Below are 16,652 nucleotides of genomic sequence, written 5' to 3' on the forward strand. Positions count from 1 at the left end.
GGGGGGGGGGGGGGGCCGTTAAATCGGGAGCCCCCTCTCCCCGACCCTCTCCCGGCAAGCGGGGAGAGGGAGCAGAAGAGAGAAGCGCCCGCGCCGCCTCGTTCGTGTCCCATGCGACGACGCTGGCTCCGCCCGCCAGCAGCGCGCGCACCGTCGCCAGCCCCGAGCGCGCAAGCCCAAGCACCGCATAGCGTTTCCCGCTCCAGGACCGGGAGACGATCACCGCAGCTTCAGCGTCGCGAGCCCCGCCAGCGCCAGCACGAACGCGATGATCCAGAAGCGGATCACGACGGTGGGCTCGGACCAGCCGAGCTGCTCGAAATGATGGTGGATGGGGGCCATCTTGAAGACGCGCTTGCCGGTGCGCTTGAAGAAGAAGACCTGGATAATGACGCTCAGCGCCTCCATCACGAACAGGCCGCCGACAATGCCGAGCACCAGCTCATGGTGCGCGGTGACGGCGATCGCGCCGAGCGCGCCGCCAAGCGCGAGGCTGCCGGTATCGCCCATGAACACCGCAGCGGGCGGCGCATTGAACCACAGGAACGCCAGCCCCCCGCCGATCATCGCGCCGCAGAAGATGGCGAGATCGCCCGCGCCGGGAATGTGCGGAATGCCCAGATAGGTAGCGTAGATCTTGTTGCCGGCCAGATAGACGATCAGCATGAACGCCATGCTGGCGATCACCACCGGCATCGTCGCCAGACCGTCGAGCCCGTCGGTCAGGTTCACGGCATTGCCGAACGCAACGATCGTGAAGGCGGCGAAGGGGATGTAGAGATAGCCGAGATCCGGGTGGATCCAGCTGAAGAAGGGCACGTAGAGCGTCGTGTCCCCCGTCTGCATGATGATGATCCAGCTCGCGATGCCCGCGATGATGAATTCACCCAGCAGGCGCACCTTGCCCGATACGCCCGCAGTGCTGGCCTTTCGCACCTTGTCGTAATCGTCGAGGAATCCGATCATGCCGAACCCGAAGGTCACGAACATGCAGGCCCAGACATAGGGGTTGCGCAGATCCATCCATAGCAACACCGACAGCATCAGGCTGGTGAGGATCATCAGCCCGCCCATCGTGGGCGTGCCGCGCTTGGCGAGGTGGCTTTGCGGGCCGTCGTCGCGGATCGGCTGCCCCTTGCCCTGACGGACGCGCAGCCAGCCGATAAAGCGCGGCCCGATGATCAGCCCGATCAGCAAAGCCGTGGCCACCGCGCCGCCGGAGCGGAAGGAGAGATAACGGAAGAGATTGAAAATGCCCGGAAAACCCAGCCATTCTGCAATAAGATACAGCATCAGGCAGGAGCCCTTTCCGTGAGCGCCGCAACGACTGCCGAGAGCCGCACGCCATTCGAACCTTTGACAAGAACCGCGTCGCCAGGAGCGAGCACTGCTTCCAGTCGCTCGCGGGCGGTCGCCGCGTCGGGCACATGGACGAAATCCACGCGCCCCTCAAGCGCTTGTGCGAGGGGAGCCATCGCCTCGCCGACAAGGATTGCATAATCGACCGCAGCCGCTTCGACCGGCCCGGAAAGCTCCGCGTGAAATGCGTCCGAATGTTCGCCCAGCTCGCGCATTTCGCCCAGCACCGCGATCTTGCGGCCGGGCTCGCGCGCCAGCACCTGGAGCGTGGCGCGCATCGAAGCCGGATTGGCGTTGTAGCTCTCGTCGATCACCAGCGCGTCGCCGCCACCCGCAGGCACATTGATCCGCGCGCCACGCCCGGTGAGACCGCCCAGCTCGGCCAGCGCAAGGCCGGCGAGTTCAAGATCGCCGCCCACCGCCTGGACCGCCGCGAGGATAGCCATCGCGTTCGAGACCCAATGATCCCCCGGCTGCGACAAAGTGAAGCTGAGTTCGCGATCGCGCACCCGGGCGGTGATGAAGGTGCCCCCGCCCCGCGCACGCATCGATTCCAGCACATGCACATCGGCGCCCTTGCCGATCCCGAAGGTCACGATCGTGGCGGCATGAGGCTTTGCCGCAGCGACCAGCCGGTCGCGGTGCGGACTGTCATAGGGAATGATCGCCGTACCGCCCGGCTCCAGCCCCCGGAAAATCTCGCCCTTGGCGTCGGCAATCGCCTCCTCGCCGGAAAAGAAGCCCATATGGGCCGGCGCGATCGTGGTGACGATCGCGACATGAGGGCGCACCAGCCGGGTCAGCGCAGCCAATTCGCCGGCATGGTTCATCCCCATCTCGAACACGCCGAAGCGCGCCGTGGCGGGCATGCGCGATAGGCTCAGCGGCACGCCGACATGGTTGTTGTACGATTTCACCGAACGATGTGCATAGCCGGGCTCGATCCGGTCCAGCGCAGCGAACAGAGCTTCCTTGGTTCCGGTCTTGCCCGCAGAGCCGGTGACGCCGATCACCTTGCCGGACATCCGGGCGCGCGCGGCCCTGCCCAGGGCGTCGAGGGCGGCGGTGGTGTCCGCCACCAGGATATGCGGATGCGGCGCCGGCGCGTGAACGACGGCACCCGCCGCCCCCTGGCCGAATGCCTGGTCCAGGAAGCGATGACCGTCGCTGGTCTCTCCCTTGAGCGCCAGGAACAGATCGCCGGGGCCAACCTCGCGAGAATCGAACGTGACTCCCGAAACCTGGAAGTCTTCGCTCGCCGTGCCGCCGGTGGCGGTGGCGATCTCGGCGGAGGTCCATAGCCTCATGCCGCGCACTCCCGCGCCACGCCGACATCGTCGAACGGCAATATGCGGTCGCCGACGATCTGGCCCTGTTCGTGGCCCTTGCCGGCGAGCAGCACGATATCGCCCGCTTCCGCCATCGCGATGGCCGCAGCAATCGCCTCGCGGCGCCCGCCGATCTCGATCGCATCCGGCGCGCCCTTCAGAACTTCGGCGCGGATCGCGGCAGGATCTTCCGAGCGGGGATTGTCGTCGCTGACGATCACGACGTCCGCACCGGCCGCAGCAGCCCGCCCCATCGGCTCGCGCTTGCCGGTGTCTCGATCGCCGCCCGCGCCGAACATCAGGATCAGCCGCCCCTGGGTATGCGGCTTGAGCGCGGCGATCGCCGCCTCAAGCGCATCGGGGGTATGGGCGTAATCGACATAGACCGGCGCGCCGCTCTTTGTGATTACCGCGCGCTCCAGGCGCCCGCGCACCGGCTGGAGCCGGGCAAGATTGGCGATGGTCGCAGCGACGTCGCCGCCGGTGGCGATGACCAGGCCGGCAGCGGTGAGCGCGTTGGCGGCCTGATAGGCGCCGATCAGCGGCAGCATAACCTGATAGGTCGAGCCGCCCGCTTCGATCGTGAGCTTCTGCCCCAACAGGCTGGGATCGCGGCCTACCAGCCGGAGCGTTTCGCCATGCTCGCCCACGGTGATCAACCTGTTGCCGCGCGCGCGCGCCAGTTCCTCGACACGGGGGGAATTGGGATCGTCGGCCCAGACCACCGCCGTGCCATCCGCTGCCAGCACATCGGCGAAGAGCCGCAGCTTGGCGTGGAAATAGGCGGCCATGTCGCCGTGATAATCGAGATGATCGCGGCTGAGATTGGTGAAGGCCGCCGCCCTGACCGGCAGCCCTTCGGTACGGTATTGCGACAGCCCGTGCGACGATGCTTCGAACGCGACATGCGTCACGCCCTCCCGCGCTAGGCCCGCCACATTCGACAGGAAGGTCACGACATCCGGCGTGGTCAGGCCGGTCGAGACGCTTTCGTCGGACGTGGTGACGCCCAGCGTTCCGATCGATGCGGCGTGATACCCGGCCATGCGCCACAATTGGCGCGTCATCTCCACGGTCGAGGTCTTGCCGTTGGTTCCGGTCACCGCGACGGCGGTTCCGGGGAAAGGCGCGAAGAATTTGGCGGCCAGCGCGGCGAAGGCCTCGCGAGGATTGTCGTCGGCGATGTGCAGCGCACCCTCGACCACGACCTCGGGCCGGGCGACGATCGCCACCGCGCCTGCCTTTACCGCCGCGGGAATAAAGTCCTCGCCATTCACCCGCGCACCCTGGAATGCGCCGAAGATCGTGCCTGGCGCGACCTTGCGGTGATCGATCGCGAACCCCGTTACAACTGCGCTCTCCCCGCCCCCGGTCAGCGCCCCCAGTCTCATTCGGCGGCCTTCTTCGCTTCGGGCTTCGTGCCCTTGGGCCCGGTCCAGATCAGCGGAATCAGTTCGCTCACGTCGATGTCGCGCGTTTCGTCGGGCGTCACGCCCAGGATGGTGCCCGTGCGGGCGATAACGCGCGCGACGACGGGCGCGGCGGTCCATGCCGCAGTCGTGCGGCGAACCTGGGCAGTGGGCTTCGGAGAATCGAGCATCGCCAACATCACATAGCGCGGTGCATCGATGGGGAAAGCCACCGCGAAGGTCGAAACGTTCCTGCTCTTGTCGTAACCACCGCCCGCAGCCGCTTCCGCAGTACCGGTCTTGCCACCCAGGCGATAGCCCTTCGCCTCGCCATTGCGCCCGGTGCCCCGCAGCACGATCAGGCGCAGAAGCTGGCGCATCCGGTAGCTGGTCTCTTCGCTCAGCACGCGCTTGCCCGGGACAGCCTTGCCCGGCTCAACCTTGAACAGGGTCGCCGGGCGGGCAATGCCGCCATTCACCATCGTCGCATAGGCGCTTGCGAGGTGCAGCGGGGTCACTGCGATGCCGTGTCCATAGGCCGTGGTCATCACCGTGGTCCGCGCCCAGAAGCTCGGCCAAAGCGGCCGCGCATTATCCATCAGCTCGATCGCCGGACGCTCGCCAAAGCCCAGTTGCTTGAAGATATCCTGCAGCCGCGCAGCGCCGATCTCGTCGGCGATGCGCGCGGTGGCGATGTTCGACGAATAGATCAGCGTTTCCGGGATGTTGAGCCAGCGAAACTGCTCATCGCCGGGATCGTCGCGAATCTTGAAGCGGCCCACCTGGATCGGCTGCGTCGCATCGAACCGGCGCGACATCGAGGTTATCACCCCGCTCTCGATCGCCGCGGCTACCGCGATCGGCTTAAAGGTGGAGCCAAGCTCATAGACGCTCTGCGTCACGTTGTTGCGCGGCGGGATCGCGCCCAGCTTGTTGGGATTGAAGCTTGGCAGCGAGACCATCGCCATCACTTCGCCCGTGGAAACGTCAAGGATCACCCCCGCCGCGCCGCGCGCTTGAAACACGGTCATGGCATTGCCCAACTCGTTTTCGAGCGCAGCCTGCACGCGGGAATCGATCGAAAGCACGGCAGGCTTGCCGCGTTGCTCCGGATCCATCAACTGCGCGTCGAGCACCTTCTCCATGCCCGAGACGCCGCGTCCCTTGTCGTTCAAATAGCCCAGGATGTGCGCGGCCATATCCGATTGCGGGTAAAGCCGCTCGGGTTCGCGCTGGAATTCGATCGCCGGCTCACCCAGCGCATTGACCGCATTCACTTCCTCGGGAAGCGCGCGGCGCTTGATCCATGCGAAGTTACTGCCCGAGTTGAGCAGCGCATAATAGGAGCCGGCAGTCTTTTCGGGGAACATCTCGGCCAGCTTCTGCGCCAGCGCGCCCCTGTCCCCGATCACCTGATTGGGATGCACCGCGATCGCCCAGGCATCGATCGAACGCGCCAGCGGCGAGCCGTTGCGATCCACAATGTCGCCACGCGGGGGAACGAGCGTGGCGGCAAAGTCGCGCGCCCGCGCAGGTTCCGCCCACAATGCTAGCAATGCCAGCTTGCCGATCACCACCAGCGATCCAAAACCGAACAAAAGCGACAGGATCATCAGCCGCACCTGCGCGGTGGCGACGAGCGCCTGCCGGGCACCGCCCGAGCCGCGCGCACGCGCGGGCGGGGCGACGACGACGATCAACGCAGAGACTTCTTCTCGCGCGCCGCCAACTGCTGAAGATCGCTCATCGTCGACGCGCTCAGAATGTTCTTGTCAGCCATCGCCACGACAGTCTTGTCGGCCTTCTTCATCAGGTTGCGCAGTTCCTTGTCCTGCTGCGCGGCGCTCTTTTCCTTGCCGGGGCTACGCACGGGCTCGACAGCGGCAGTGTGCACCACCGCAGGCGCCGGCTCCACGCGCGCACCCGCCGGAACCACCAGCGACGCCATCTGTACTTCGGCCGGACGATCGAGATCCGCAAGCGCTTCCTCGCCCGCCAGATATTGCTGCGGCGCAGGGGCGGCCATCGCAAGCACATCGCCATTCCAGCGCTGGAGCTGGGCGAGATTGGCGCGCGTATCAAATTCGGTCTCCAGCCCGCGAATATCCTTCTGCGCCTGTACGATCGCGGCCTTCACCGCTTGAAGCTTCGAGCGCTCAGCCGCGCCGTGCGAGTTCACCATGTAGCAGGTCGGCGCCACGACGACGCCGAGCAGGAACCAGCCTAGCCCCTTGAACCCCTGGCCAACCATCAGCTTACTCCTTCACTCGCCCACGCCGCAGCCGAGGTCCGCCGCGCGACGCGGAGGGTGGCCGAACGTGCGCGGGGGTTACGCGCTACTTCCTCGTCGCTGGGGCGGATCGCCTTCGCGGGAGCTTCAAAACTGGGCTCGGCCTTGGCGGCCTTTGCCGGAAGATGGCGCGAACCGGCCGGCTCGCCGCCGCTGCGCTCCCGGAGGAAGCGCTTGACCAACCGGTCCTCAAGGCTGTGGAACGTCACCACCGCGAGGCGCCCGCCTGGCCTCAACACGCGCTCTGCCGCCGCCAGCCCTTCGGCCAGCTCGTCCAGCTCACGGTTGATAAAAATACGCACAGCCTGGAAGGTCCTGGTCGCCGGGTCCTTCTTGTCGTGCGCCTTATGTCCTAACGCTTTCCTAACCACGTTTGCGAGTTCGGAAGTGCGCGTAAGGGGTCTTGCGGAGACGATCGCACGGGCCACCCTGCGCGAACGCGGCTCGTCGCCGTAATTATAGAGGACGTCTGCAATTTCGCCTTCGTCGGCCTCGTTCAACCACTCGGCCGCGCTAACGCCCTCGCCCGACATACGCATGTCGAGCGGGCCATCCTGCTGGAAGGAGAAGCCACGCTCCGCCTGATCGAGCTGCATCGACGAGACACCGATATCCATTGTGACGCCGTCCACGGGAACGAGATCGCGCGCAGCGAGCTCGCTCTCCATCTGGCTGAACGGCGCCTCGATCAGGATAAGACGCCCGTCCGCAGCGGACACGAGGGTTTGGCCGCTCCCGATCGCATGGGGGTCGCGATCGAAAGCGGCCACCTCGGCACCCCGCTCGAGGATGGCGTTGGCGTAGCCGCCCGCGCCGAAAGTGGCGTCGACATGACGCTCGCCGGGCACAATGGCGAGCGCGTCGATCACTTCCGCGAGCAGTACGGGGACATGTGGTTCGGAAGGCGAGCTCACAGCTTCACCCCCTTGGTTTCGCAAAGATATTCGCAGACTTCGCGCAGCTCGGGATCGATATCCGGCGTCGACATCAGCCGCTCCGGCGACCAGATTTCGAAGCTCTCGCCCGATCCGTAGAAGAGCGCCCATTTGTCGATACCCGCCTTCTTCTTGAAGAAAGGCGGGATCACGAAGCGGCCGCTATCATCGAACGGCGCCTTTTCAACCAGACCGAATGCGCGGCGCTTGGCCTGGGCGTTAGCCTTCTGACCCTCGTCGCCGGGGGTGAGATCGGGATTGTCGATGCGCTGATACTTCTCGCGCGACCAGCCCAGATCATGGGCGGAAAGGCAAGGATCGAACGGGTGGGCGCTGATAACGATCTGGCGAATGTCGGAATTGCGTTCGGCGGCGGCGCGCAGGTCTGCGGGAATAGCGACGCGACCTTTCTGGTCGACCGCCTGAAGCGCAAATCCTTCGAAGAGCTCCCTTGTCGCCACCACACCACCCCAGTGCGGGCACAACTCCTCCGTCTCCGGAATCAGCCCTTTAGGCCGCCTCCAGGTGCATTCCCTGACGGTGAAAGGGTGTGCCCCCTCTTAAGCCTCTTGTTTAACACAAGCGCTCGGGGACACAACGGGTGAAACGGGGATTTGGTGGGAAATCACCCCACTTTTTACATGATCTGAAGGATGTTCTCAATAACCTCTTCGTATGTTCATGACACGTTCCAATCGCTCCAAACGACATTGTAGGTAAATCGGCAGGTTTGCTCGCGGTGGGGCAAAATCCCGGACCTGCCCGCAAATATCGCGCAAGTGGCGCTGAATCCCCGATTTCTCCGCGCCGAACCTAGCATGCCGCAGATTCGAGCGCACCCTCACCAAACTTCAAAGAATCGCAGAAATGCAGCGAGTCGGCGCGACAGGCCGTTCGAGCCAGCCGCGGACCGCTCGGCGCGCGCTTCGATATCAGAAGGCAGTCAGGGTTGCTGGCGTCGCGCCTGCTCGCGGAGCTTGGCCGCGGCAGCCGCTTCGGTCGAGGTCGTGCTTGGCGTCACGCCCATTTCGGCGAGCGGCTCGTCCTTACCCTTTTCGACGATCGTGTTGGCTCCGGTTCCATCGCTGATATTGGCGACAACCGATGCGTTGGGCGCGCCGATGGCGGCCACCGGCACGTCCCGGTTTGCCGAAGAGAAGATCGCGCTCGCAAGCCCGATCAGCACCAATACGATGAGCAAGCCGGTCATGCCGACACGGACCCGCTGCATCGCCTGGGCAGATTCCTGATGAGATCCCGGCTTCATAACTGTGGCATAAAAGTAACGTGTTAACGGTAGCTTGTCGAGGCTCAGCCTCGGTTCGCCGCGAGCCATGATGGCACAGGCAGTCCCTTCGCCTCCAGCCACTCGCCATTATACAACGTTGAAAGATAACGAAATCCCGTGTCGCAAAGGATCGTCGCGATGCGCTTGCCCGGCCCCAGTTGCCGCGCAAGGCGGACTGCGCCGGCCACGTTGATCCCGGAAGACAGGCCCAGGCATAGCCCCTCCTCGCTCAACAGGCGGGCGACCCATTCCATCCCCTCGGCATCCGAGACGCGGAATTGCGTATCGATCGGCGCGCCTTCCAGATTGGCGGTGATCCGCCCCTGCCCGATCCCTTCGGCCACCGAACTTCCTTCGGCGCGAAGCTCGCCGCACGCATAATATTCGTAGAGCGCCGCGCCATGCGGGTCCGTCAGCGCGATGCAGATATTCTCGTCCCGGGCCTTGAGCCCCAGCCCCACGCCAGCGATCGTGCCCCCTGTGCCAGCCGAGCAGGTGAAGCCATGGATTCGGCCCTCCATCTGCTCCCATATCTCTTCCGCCGTGCCCAGGATATGCGCGCGGCGATTGGCGATATTGTCGAACTGGTTGGCCCAAACGGCATTGGGCGTCTCCTCGGCGATGCGGCGCGAGGTGTGAACGAAATGGCCGGGGTTCGAATAAGGCGCGGCCGGCACCAGCACGAGTTCGGCGCCCAGCGCGCGCAGCGTATCCATCTTCTCGCGCGATTGCGTTTCGGGCATCACGATGATGGTCTTGTAGCCCTTGGCGTTCGCAACCAGTGCCAGCCCGATGCCGGTATTGCCCGCGGTTCCTTCGACGATCGTCCCACCCGGTTCGATCTGCCCTCGCGCCTCCGCATCCTCGACGATCGAGAGCGCCGCGCGATCCTTTACCGAAGCGCCCGGGTTCGCGAACTCGCATTTGCCGTAAATGTCGCAGCCTGTGGCTTCGCTCGGGCCCTTCAGGCGCACCAGCGGAGTGTTGCCGATCAGTGCGAGCGTGTCGGATGTCGTGTGCATGCCGCCTAGATGGAGCGCATCGCCCCCGGGAGCAAGCAAGCGATGCTTATCGCAAGCCAATCGGATTTCTGTGCGATCCGGGCGACCAGGCAAGCGCTCAAAAGGTTCGGAAGCAGTTGGCCGACTAGCGCGTGACGCCCGCCGCCTTCAGGTGCTTGTCGAGCCCGCCGAACAGCCACAGGAAGAACATCCGGTAATCGCTGAACAGTGACCAGAGCGGATAGGTGAATGTCGCCGGGCGGTTTTTCTCCACACCGAAATGCGCCGCCCAGGCGAATCCGTATCCCGAAAGCGGGACCAGCGCCCACCACCATCCGCCCGCTCCCAGCGCGATGAACAGGAACCACAGGCTGAGCACGGTGCCCACATAGTGAATCGCCCGTGTCTGCGGCTTGGCATGCTCGCGCAGATAAAAGGGCCAGAATTCGCGATAGGTGGTGATGGTGCGGGCCATGTGCGCACGCTATCTCAGCCCTATGGAGCCGCGCAAGCACAGCTTTCCGCCCGTCGTCGATCCCGCCGTCCGCCTGCTCGTGCTCGGCTCGCTTCCCGGCGAGCGCTCGCTGGCCGAGCAGCGCTATTACGCGCATCCGCAAAACCAGTTCTGGCGGCTCATCTCGCACGCCGCGGGCCGCGATCTCGCTCCCATTCCCTATGATGCGCGCCTGGACGCATTGCTGGCGGCGCGCATTGGGCTATGGGACGCGGTCGCCAGCGCCACCCGTCCGGGCAGCACCGATGCCGCGCTCCGCGATATCGAGGGTCATGATATTGCCGCGCTCGCCGTGTCCCTGCCCGATCTGCGCGCCATCGCGTTCAACGGCGGAACGGCGCTCCGCCACGGCCTGAAGCAGTTGGGTGAAACCGCCGCGCGCTACGAAATTGTGGCGCTTCCTTCCAGCAGCCCGCTTCACACGATCGGCCTTGCCGCCAAGCTCCCCGCCTGGGAGGGGCTTCGCCGATTCCTGTAAATTGGGGCGCGCGGATCGCGCCGCGATGCAGCGGATTGGCGATCGCCGGATTAGCCGGCCGCGCGCGTCCGTCCGGCCAAATCACCGCCGGGCCAGCCTCAGGGAATGTCCGGACTCCGCCGATTCATCTTCGCGCAACAAAAGCTAAGCTATAACGCACCGCACAAAATAATGTGACTTTATATCACGAATCGCTTGACGATACTTGCCCTGTCGGAGAAACCGGTCCCGCTATGAACAAACTGCCTCTTATCGCCGCCGCCGCTGCGCTTCTGTCGCTTGCGGCTTGTGAAAACAAACCCGAAGAAGTCAGCAGCATCTCGCCGGATCCGATGAAGACGGAACTCGCCAACCGCGCGCCGGTCGTGCTTCCGCCGTCGATCAGCGCGAGCAAGCAGATGCGCTGCGGCGACAACAGCCTTGTGTTCGTCGATTTCTTCCAGGGCGACACTCAGGTTCAGGTCCGCACCGCCAAGGACGGCGCAGGCACGATCCTGAAGGCCCCCGCGGCTGGCGAACCCTATGTGGCGGAGGGCGGCTACAAGCTGACCGGTACGCCCAAGAGCGCCACGGTAGTCACGCCGAACGAAGGCACGCGCACCTGCAAGGCGTAAGCTCTTCGCTTTCTCACCAATTTCAGGGCCGGCGGAGATTTCCGCCGGCCCTTTTTCATGCCAGCTTGGCTGTTGATGCAGATCCGGGCATGAAGCGATGAGCCGTCCCCTCCCCCCCAAATTCGAGCTCGATCCCGATCTCGTGCTGCGCGCCTATGCGATGGGCGTGTTCCCGATGGCGGATCACCGGCAGGCCCCCAATGTCTATTGGGTCGAGCCCAAACTGCGCGGCATCCTTCCGCTCGATCGCTTCCGTCTTTCGCGCTCGCTCAGGAAGACGATCCTCGCCGACCGCTTTCGCGTCACGGTCGATCAGGCGTTCCAGCAGATCATGCAACTCTGCGCCGAATCCACCAGCGATCGCCCGGATACCTGGATCAACGGGCCGATCGAGCGGGCATTTGTCGAGCTGCACCGCCGCGGCTTCGCACATTCGATCGAATGCTGGGACGGAGATCGCCTGGCCGGCGGGCTATACGGACTGGCGCTCGGCCGCGCATTCTTCGGCGAATCGATGGTGACGCGCGTCCGCGACGCATCGAAGGTCGCGTTCGCCCACCTGGTCGCGCGGCTGAAGGCGGGCGGCTTCACCTTGCTCGATTGCCAGTTCCAGACCGATCATCTCGCCACGCTGGGCGCGATCGAAGTGCCGCGCGACGATTATGTCGCGTTGCTGGTGTCCGCCTTGGGCGAAGATTCGGCGGGGCTCGCAGCGGGCTCGCCATCCGTCTCCGGCGACTTTTTCTCGCTCGACCGCGCGCCCGATCCGGCAGAAGGCGCCGAAACCGTATCCGGCCCGCTATCCTTGAAAGTCATCGCGCAGCTCTTGGGCCACACATCGTAGATTCCGTGCTGGACCACGTTGAGCGCCGGACGCTCCTTGAACAGCCAGCCCGAAAAGACACGGATCCATTTCTTGTCGAGCTGCTCGACATCGACCTGGACGAACGCGCCGGTCAGCTGGTCTTGCTCCCAGGGCGCGGTCTTGTCGCATGCGCGCAGGCGCACGATCACATTGTCGATCCGCACTGCCTGGCCCGGCTTGAGCTTGAACTCGCGGGTTACCCCGTTGCGCTTGTTGAGGATGCCGAGCACGGCCTCACGCTCCGCCATCGGAGTCGCGGCTGCATCTTCCACGCTGCCATCGGCGCGTACGCTGATGACCTCCGCATCGTCGGTGCGGCCGGCACCGGTGGTGACCACCTCATCGGTCGCCGCATTGTTTCCCGCGCCGCCGCCGGTGCACGCAGCCGTTGCAAGCGCCAGCAACGCGGCTGCATGCGGGCCGCGAAAATTCATGCGCCGGGGGTCCAGGCCTCGTAATCGCCGGTGGCCGCGGCGCGGCGTGCGCCCTTTTCCAGCGCGCCGGGCGGGCGATAGGCCAGCTCAGTGCCGGTGAGGTTGGCTTCGGCCTGCTTCTCCCACGCGCGCGGTGCGGGAAGCGCCGCGTCGGGCGCTTCATCGATCTGGTGATGGAGCCAGCTGAACCATTCGGGCGGGACACGGCTGGCGTCGTTCGCGCCGCTATAGATCACCCAGCGGCGAGGCAGACCGTTCGCATCGCTTCCGCCCTGCCAATAGACGTTGCCGAGCGCGTCTTCGCCAATCCTGTCCTTGCCGCGCAGGCCCATCCAGGTGCCGAAGGTGGCGCCTTCCCACCAAGTGAACGCGTTCTTGAAGATACCCATGCCTGCGCGATTAGCGGCGCGCGCAACGTGAGGCAATGCAGAAGCGCGCGCGTGCCAAATCCCTATCCAGTCACCGGCCCTACCAGGTCACCTTGTCGCCGGGCGCGATGCCAAGCTCAGCCGCCTTGCCGCCATTGATCTCGAGCACAGCGCTCACTGGCTCGCCCGATTTCACCGGCTCTTCCGAATAGGGGACGGTATTATCCGCGATCGAGGCGATCGTGCCGTCGGGGCGGATAAAGATGATGTCGAGCGGGCTCGGCGTGTTCTTCATCCAGAAGCTCGCCTCGCGCGGGCCGCCGCCTTCCGCGGGATAAGGGGTGAAGATCATGCCGCCATCGGCCGGGATGCCGGTGCGGAACATCAGCCCGCGCTCCTGCTCGGCAGCAGTGCGCGCGACATCGACGTTGAAGACCCGGTCACCGCTTTTGGTTTGCACCGTCACGGTCAGCCGGGCCGCATTGGCCTCAACACCGGCACTGGCCCCCGCATCGCTCTTACATGCCGCGTTGCCGAGCAAAGCCAATGCGGCAAGCGCCGCTGCAATCCCACGCTTCGGAATCATGATACTCTAACCGGTCCTTTCGACCGCCACAGCGAGCGGCCCCTTATCGCCATCGACGATACGTGCCCGAAGGGGCTGACCGGCCTCGATCTCATCGATTCCGGCGCGGCGCAGCGTCTCCATATGGACAAATATATCCGCCGAGTCGCTTCCACGCACCAGAAATCCGTAACCTTTCAGCCGATTGAACCATTTTACCGTGACCGGCTCGAATTCTCCGGCGGAGGCAATCATCTCGAGCCGGTCCGATCGTTCCGGCGCGCGCTTCGGCACCTCTACGGCTTCGCTCAGGTCGATCGACCGAATCTCGCGCGCCTGCAGACCGCGATTGCGCTGCACTGCGGTGCATTGCACCCGCGCCCCTTCGGGCAGGCTGCGGCGGCCATGCTCCTGCAGCACGGTGAAATGAATCAGGATGTCGCCGACGCCCTCGTCGTCAGCAACAAGAAAACCAAATCCCCTCGTGACATCGAACCATTTGACTACGCCAGAGTAAACCTGCCCCCCGGATGCCGCATCGGCATCGAACGCATTATTTACCGGCGACTCAACGGCGAAGTCTCTCGACGCAAGCTGCGGGTCAGCACGCATTATCATTGTCCCCCAGCGGAGAACTTTAACACAAGATTTTCCATAAATGGAATTGCTTTGTATCAATCGGGCCTAACCGGCCTCCAGCAAAGCTTCCGGATCGTCTCCCGGCATCATTTTTACAATTTTCCAGACCAGCGCGGGCGCGTGCCCCGCCCGCATCATCGCAGCGACCTGCTTTTCCTGTTGCGGGCGGTCCGCAACCTCGCGGGCATAGGGTCCGATCCGCTTTCGCCGGGCAAAGGCGATGGCGCTGGCAGCCGTGTTTTCCTCGATGATCGGCGCGACCGCCTCGGCATCCTCGGCCTCTATCCCGTCGAAATGCAGCGCCTGGATCACGCGGCGCGCGCCCAGCCCGCGCCGCCCCATCGCCCCGGCCCTGGATTCGGCAAAGGCGCGATCGTCGACATAGCCGAGATCGGCCATGCGCTGGGCGAGCGCGACCACATCCGGAGGCGTCTCCCCACCCCACCCCCGCTCGCGGATCTTTCGGCGCAGATAATCGCTCAGCTTGCCGCGCGTGGTGGCGTAGCGCTCGACATAGCGGAGCGCGAACCACTCCAGATCAGAGGGGCTTAAAGGGGCAAGAGGGCGTCTGCTCCGTTGCATGCGCCATGATTGTGCCACAGTGGCAACGGATTTTGAACGCCAGTGCATTGCAGAGGCTATTGTAATTTTTTACGTCGTGGGGGCACGGCGAGCCTTCAGACAGGGCCACGGACAAAAGCATGAATTTGGAAGTTTCGGGATCGCACGAGACCAGCGCGGACCAGGCAAAGCCGGTACCGACCCCTACGGATGACACTCTGCCGCGCCGTCTGGCCGACTTCCCCACGCTGGGCGAAGCGCTGGATTATGCCGCGCAAGGCGTTCGCGGACTCAATTTTCACGACGCACGCGGTACGCTCGTGCGCCCCTATCCCTATTCGGAGCTGCGCGCCGATGCGCTGGATCAGGCGCGCCGCCTGATCGCTGCCGGTGTAAAGCCGCAGGACCGTATCGCGCTGATCGCCGAGACGGGTCCCGAATTCGCCTCGCTGTTCTTCGGCGCGGTATATGCGGGCGCATGGCCGGTGCCGCTGCCTTTGCCCACCAGTTTCGGCGGCGCGCAAAGCTATATCGATCAGCTCTCGGTCCAGTTGCAGAGCAGCGATCCGCGCATGCTCATCTATCCGCCCGAAATCGGCGCTATGTGTGCTGAGGCCGCTCGCCAGTGCAATGTCGAGGGCATCGCATGGGACGAATTTGCGACTCGCGAAGCACCGGGGGTCGAACTGCCCAAGGCGGAGCCGTCGGACATCGCCTATCTGCAATATTCGAGCGGCTCGACCCGTTTTCCGCATGGCGTGGCGATCACGCACAAGGCGCTGCTCCACAATCTCTCCGCGCATTCGCACGGCATGCATCTGGGCGAAGGCGACCGCGTCGTATCGTGGCTGCCCTGGTATCACGACATGGGGCTGGTGGGCTGCCTGCTCGGCCTCATCGCCAATCAGGTATCGTGCGACTATCTGAAGACAGAGGATTTCGCCCGCCGTCCGCTGGCCTGGCTCGATCTGATCAGCCGCAATCCCGGCACTTCGATGAGCTATTCGCCCACATTCGGCTACGATATCTGCGCGCGCCGCATGTCGAGCCAGACCAAGGCGAGCGACCGCTTCGATCTCAGTCGCTGGCGCGTCGCAGGCAACGGTGCCGACATGATCCGTCCGGATGTGATGCAGGCGTTCGTCGATGCCTTCGCCGATGCCGGGTTCAAGGCCAGCGCCTTCGTTCCCAGCTACGGCCTCGCCGAAGCGACGCTCGCCGTCTCGATCATGCCTCCGGGAGAGGGCATCCAGGTCGAGCTGGTCGAGGAAACCCAGCTTTCGGGCGGCGTCTCGCGAGAGGATCGCCCACAGCGCTACCGCGCCATCGTCAATTGCGGCAAGGCCGCGCGCGACATGGAAATCCAGGTGCGCGAGGAAGACGGCACGCCGCTGCCCGACAAGGCGATCGGCAAGGTCTGGTGCCGTGGCCCCAGCGTTATGGTCGGCTATTTCCGCGATCAGGAAGCGACCGATGCCTGCCTGGTTGATGGCTGGCTCGATACCGGCGACATGGGCTATCTCTCTGACGGCTATATCTACATCGTCGGCCGGGCGAAGGACATGATCATCATCAACGGCAAGAACCACTGGCCCCAGGATATCGAATGGGCCGTGGAGCAGTTGCCGGCGTTCAAGCAGGGCGATGTCGCCGCCTTCGCGATCACCACGCCGGGCGGCGAGGAAACCCCCGCCGTGCTCGTCCAGTGTCGCACCTCGGACGAGAAGGAGCGCGTTCGCCTGCGCGACGAGATCCGCGAGCGCGTCCGCACCGTCACCGGCATGAATTGCGTAATCGAACTGGTGCCTCCGCGCACCCTGCCGCGCACCAGCTCGGGCAAGCTTTCGCGGGCAAAGGCGCGCAACCTCTACCTCAACGGCGAGATTAAGCCCTACGATTTGGCGGCGTAGGAACCGCAGCGCTCTCCCCACAAAGCGCGCACTCAAAAATATCCTTCCCCGCACCCGAACCTAACCTCTCGCTAACCTCCCCTCCGGTACATTC

Annotated in this window: 18 protein-coding genes and 2 pseudogenes; 4 read left to right on the top strand and 16 right to left on the bottom strand. The window is 64.7% G+C overall.

Going from position 1 to position 16,652, the window contains the following annotated elements:
• From SSO01S_RS18115 to SSO01S_RS05705, 11 genes and pseudogenes are all read right to left on the bottom strand, one after another.
• A pseudogene (locus SSO01S_RS18115) lies at positions 1 to 223 on the bottom strand (UDP-N-acetylmuramoyl-L-alanine--D-glutamate ligase); the annotation flags it as partial.
• The gene (gene mraY, locus SSO01S_RS05660; RefSeq protein WP_066796536.1) at positions 220 to 1,293 is read right to left on the bottom strand and encodes a phospho-N-acetylmuramoyl-pentapeptide-transferase; all 1,074 of its coding nucleotides are present in this window, start codon (positions 1,291 to 1,293) and stop codon (positions 220 to 222) included. The pseudogene SSO01S_RS18115 and the gene mraY, both read right to left, overlap by 4 nt.
• Positions 1,293 to 2,666 carry a UDP-N-acetylmuramoyl-tripeptide--D-alanyl-D-alanine ligase gene (locus tag SSO01S_RS05665; RefSeq protein WP_066796762.1) on the bottom strand — a complete coding sequence of 458 codons (1,374 nt, stop codon included), beginning with the start codon at positions 2,664 to 2,666 and terminating at the stop codon, positions 1,293 to 1,295. The genes mraY and SSO01S_RS05665 overlap by 1 nt, the downstream gene beginning before the upstream one ends.
• Positions 2,663 to 4,078, bottom strand: a complete 1,416-nt coding sequence (locus SSO01S_RS05670; protein ID WP_066796538.1) for a UDP-N-acetylmuramoyl-L-alanyl-D-glutamate--2,6-diaminopimelate ligase — start codon at positions 4,076 to 4,078, stop codon at positions 2,663 to 2,665. The genes SSO01S_RS05665 and SSO01S_RS05670 overlap by 4 nt, the downstream gene beginning before the upstream one ends.
• A complete protein-coding gene (locus SSO01S_RS05675) occupies positions 4,075 to 5,796 on the bottom strand; it encodes a peptidoglycan D,D-transpeptidase FtsI family protein (RefSeq protein WP_066796541.1) in 1,722 nt (573 codons plus the stop codon). The genes SSO01S_RS05670 and SSO01S_RS05675 overlap by 4 nt, the downstream gene beginning before the upstream one ends.
• The gene (locus tag SSO01S_RS05680; RefSeq protein WP_066796544.1) at positions 5,793 to 6,347 is read right to left on the bottom strand and encodes a hypothetical protein; all 555 of its coding nucleotides are present in this window, start codon (positions 6,345 to 6,347) and stop codon (positions 5,793 to 5,795) included. Before SSO01S_RS05680 ends, SSO01S_RS05675 begins: the two co-directional genes overlap by 4 nt.
• Entirely contained in the window at positions 6,347 to 7,300 is a 954-nt protein-coding gene (rsmH, locus tag SSO01S_RS05685; RefSeq protein WP_157073662.1) for a 16S rRNA (cytosine(1402)-N(4))-methyltransferase RsmH, read from the bottom strand. The genes SSO01S_RS05680 and rsmH overlap by 1 nt, the downstream gene beginning before the upstream one ends.
• On the bottom strand, positions 7,297 to 7,782 hold the full coding sequence (locus SSO01S_RS17530; RefSeq protein WP_066796765.1) for a division/cell wall cluster transcriptional repressor MraZ: 486 nt from the start codon (positions 7,780 to 7,782) through the stop codon (positions 7,297 to 7,299). Before SSO01S_RS17530 ends, rsmH begins: the two co-directional genes overlap by 4 nt.
• Positions 7,783 to 8,264: 482 nt before the next feature.
• The gene (locus SSO01S_RS05695; RefSeq protein ID WP_157073667.1) at positions 8,265 to 8,552 is read right to left on the bottom strand and encodes a hypothetical protein; all 288 of its coding nucleotides are present in this window, start codon (positions 8,550 to 8,552) and stop codon (positions 8,265 to 8,267) included.
• Positions 8,553 to 8,632: 80 nt separating this feature from the next.
• A complete protein-coding gene (locus SSO01S_RS05700; RefSeq protein WP_066796768.1) occupies positions 8,633 to 9,631 on the bottom strand; it encodes a cysteine synthase A in 999 nt (332 codons plus the stop codon).
• A 124-nt stretch (positions 9,632 to 9,755) separates the two neighbouring features.
• A complete protein-coding gene (locus SSO01S_RS05705) occupies positions 9,756 to 10,085 on the bottom strand; it encodes an Mpo1-like protein (RefSeq protein WP_066796554.1) in 330 nt (109 codons plus the stop codon).
• 22 nt (positions 10,086 to 10,107) lie between these two features.
• Between SSO01S_RS05705 and SSO01S_RS05710 the strand changes: the two genes are divergently transcribed.
• From SSO01S_RS05710 to aat, 3 genes are all read left to right on the top strand, one after another.
• The gene (locus SSO01S_RS05710) at positions 10,108 to 10,602 is read left to right on the top strand and encodes a DNA-deoxyinosine glycosylase (RefSeq protein ID WP_066796557.1); all 495 of its coding nucleotides are present in this window, start codon (positions 10,108 to 10,110) and stop codon (positions 10,600 to 10,602) included.
• 332 nt (positions 10,603 to 10,934) lie between these two features.
• Entirely contained in the window at positions 10,935 to 11,216 is a 282-nt protein-coding gene (locus tag SSO01S_RS05715) for a hypothetical protein (protein WP_369404241.1), read from the top strand.
• A gap of 97 nt (positions 11,217 to 11,313) precedes the next feature.
• Complete coding sequence (gene aat, locus SSO01S_RS05720) at positions 11,314 to 12,060, top strand: leucyl/phenylalanyl-tRNA--protein transferase (RefSeq protein WP_066796563.1); 747 nt, start codon at positions 11,314 to 11,316, stop codon at positions 12,058 to 12,060.
• A gap of 35 nt (positions 12,061 to 12,095) precedes the next feature.
• Here the strand turns inward: aat and SSO01S_RS18070 are convergent.
• The 5 genes and pseudogenes from SSO01S_RS18070 to SSO01S_RS05745 form a co-directional block, all read right to left on the bottom strand.
• Positions 12,096 to 12,515, bottom strand: a pseudogene (locus tag SSO01S_RS18070) (DUF2155 domain-containing protein); the annotation flags it as partial.
• A complete protein-coding gene (locus tag SSO01S_RS05730; RefSeq protein ID WP_066796569.1) occupies positions 12,512 to 12,904 on the bottom strand; it encodes an NADH:ubiquinone oxidoreductase subunit NDUFA12 in 393 nt (130 codons plus the stop codon). The pseudogene SSO01S_RS18070 and the gene SSO01S_RS05730, both read right to left, overlap by 4 nt.
• A 79-nt stretch (positions 12,905 to 12,983) precedes the next feature.
• On the bottom strand, positions 12,984 to 13,469 hold the full coding sequence (locus SSO01S_RS05735) for a DUF192 domain-containing protein (RefSeq protein WP_066796572.1): 486 nt from the start codon (positions 13,467 to 13,469) through the stop codon (positions 12,984 to 12,986).
• 6 nt (positions 13,470 to 13,475) lie between these two features.
• Positions 13,476 to 14,060 (bottom strand): cold-shock protein, encoded by a 585-nt coding sequence (locus tag SSO01S_RS05740; RefSeq protein WP_066796575.1) that lies wholly within the window; start codon positions 14,058 to 14,060, stop codon positions 13,476 to 13,478.
• Positions 14,061 to 14,132: 72 nt separating this feature from the next.
• Positions 14,133 to 14,669: a regulatory protein RecX gene (locus tag SSO01S_RS05745; protein WP_083942869.1), complete on the bottom strand. Its 537-nt coding sequence runs from the start codon at positions 14,667 to 14,669 to the stop codon at positions 14,133 to 14,135.
• Between the two features lie 119 nt (positions 14,670 to 14,788).
• Here SSO01S_RS05745 and SSO01S_RS05750 point away from each other — a divergent pair, with 119 nt between their 5' ends.
• Positions 14,789 to 16,558, top strand: a complete 1,770-nt coding sequence (locus SSO01S_RS05750) for a fatty acyl-AMP ligase (protein WP_066796581.1) — start codon at positions 14,789 to 14,791, stop codon at positions 16,556 to 16,558.
• The last annotated feature ends 94 nt before the right edge of the window (positions 16,559 to 16,652 follow it).

Source organism: Sphingomonas soli NBRC 100801 (assembly GCF_001591025.1).
GTDB lineage: Bacteria > Pseudomonadota > Alphaproteobacteria > Sphingomonadales > Sphingomonadaceae > Sphingomonas > Sphingomonas soli.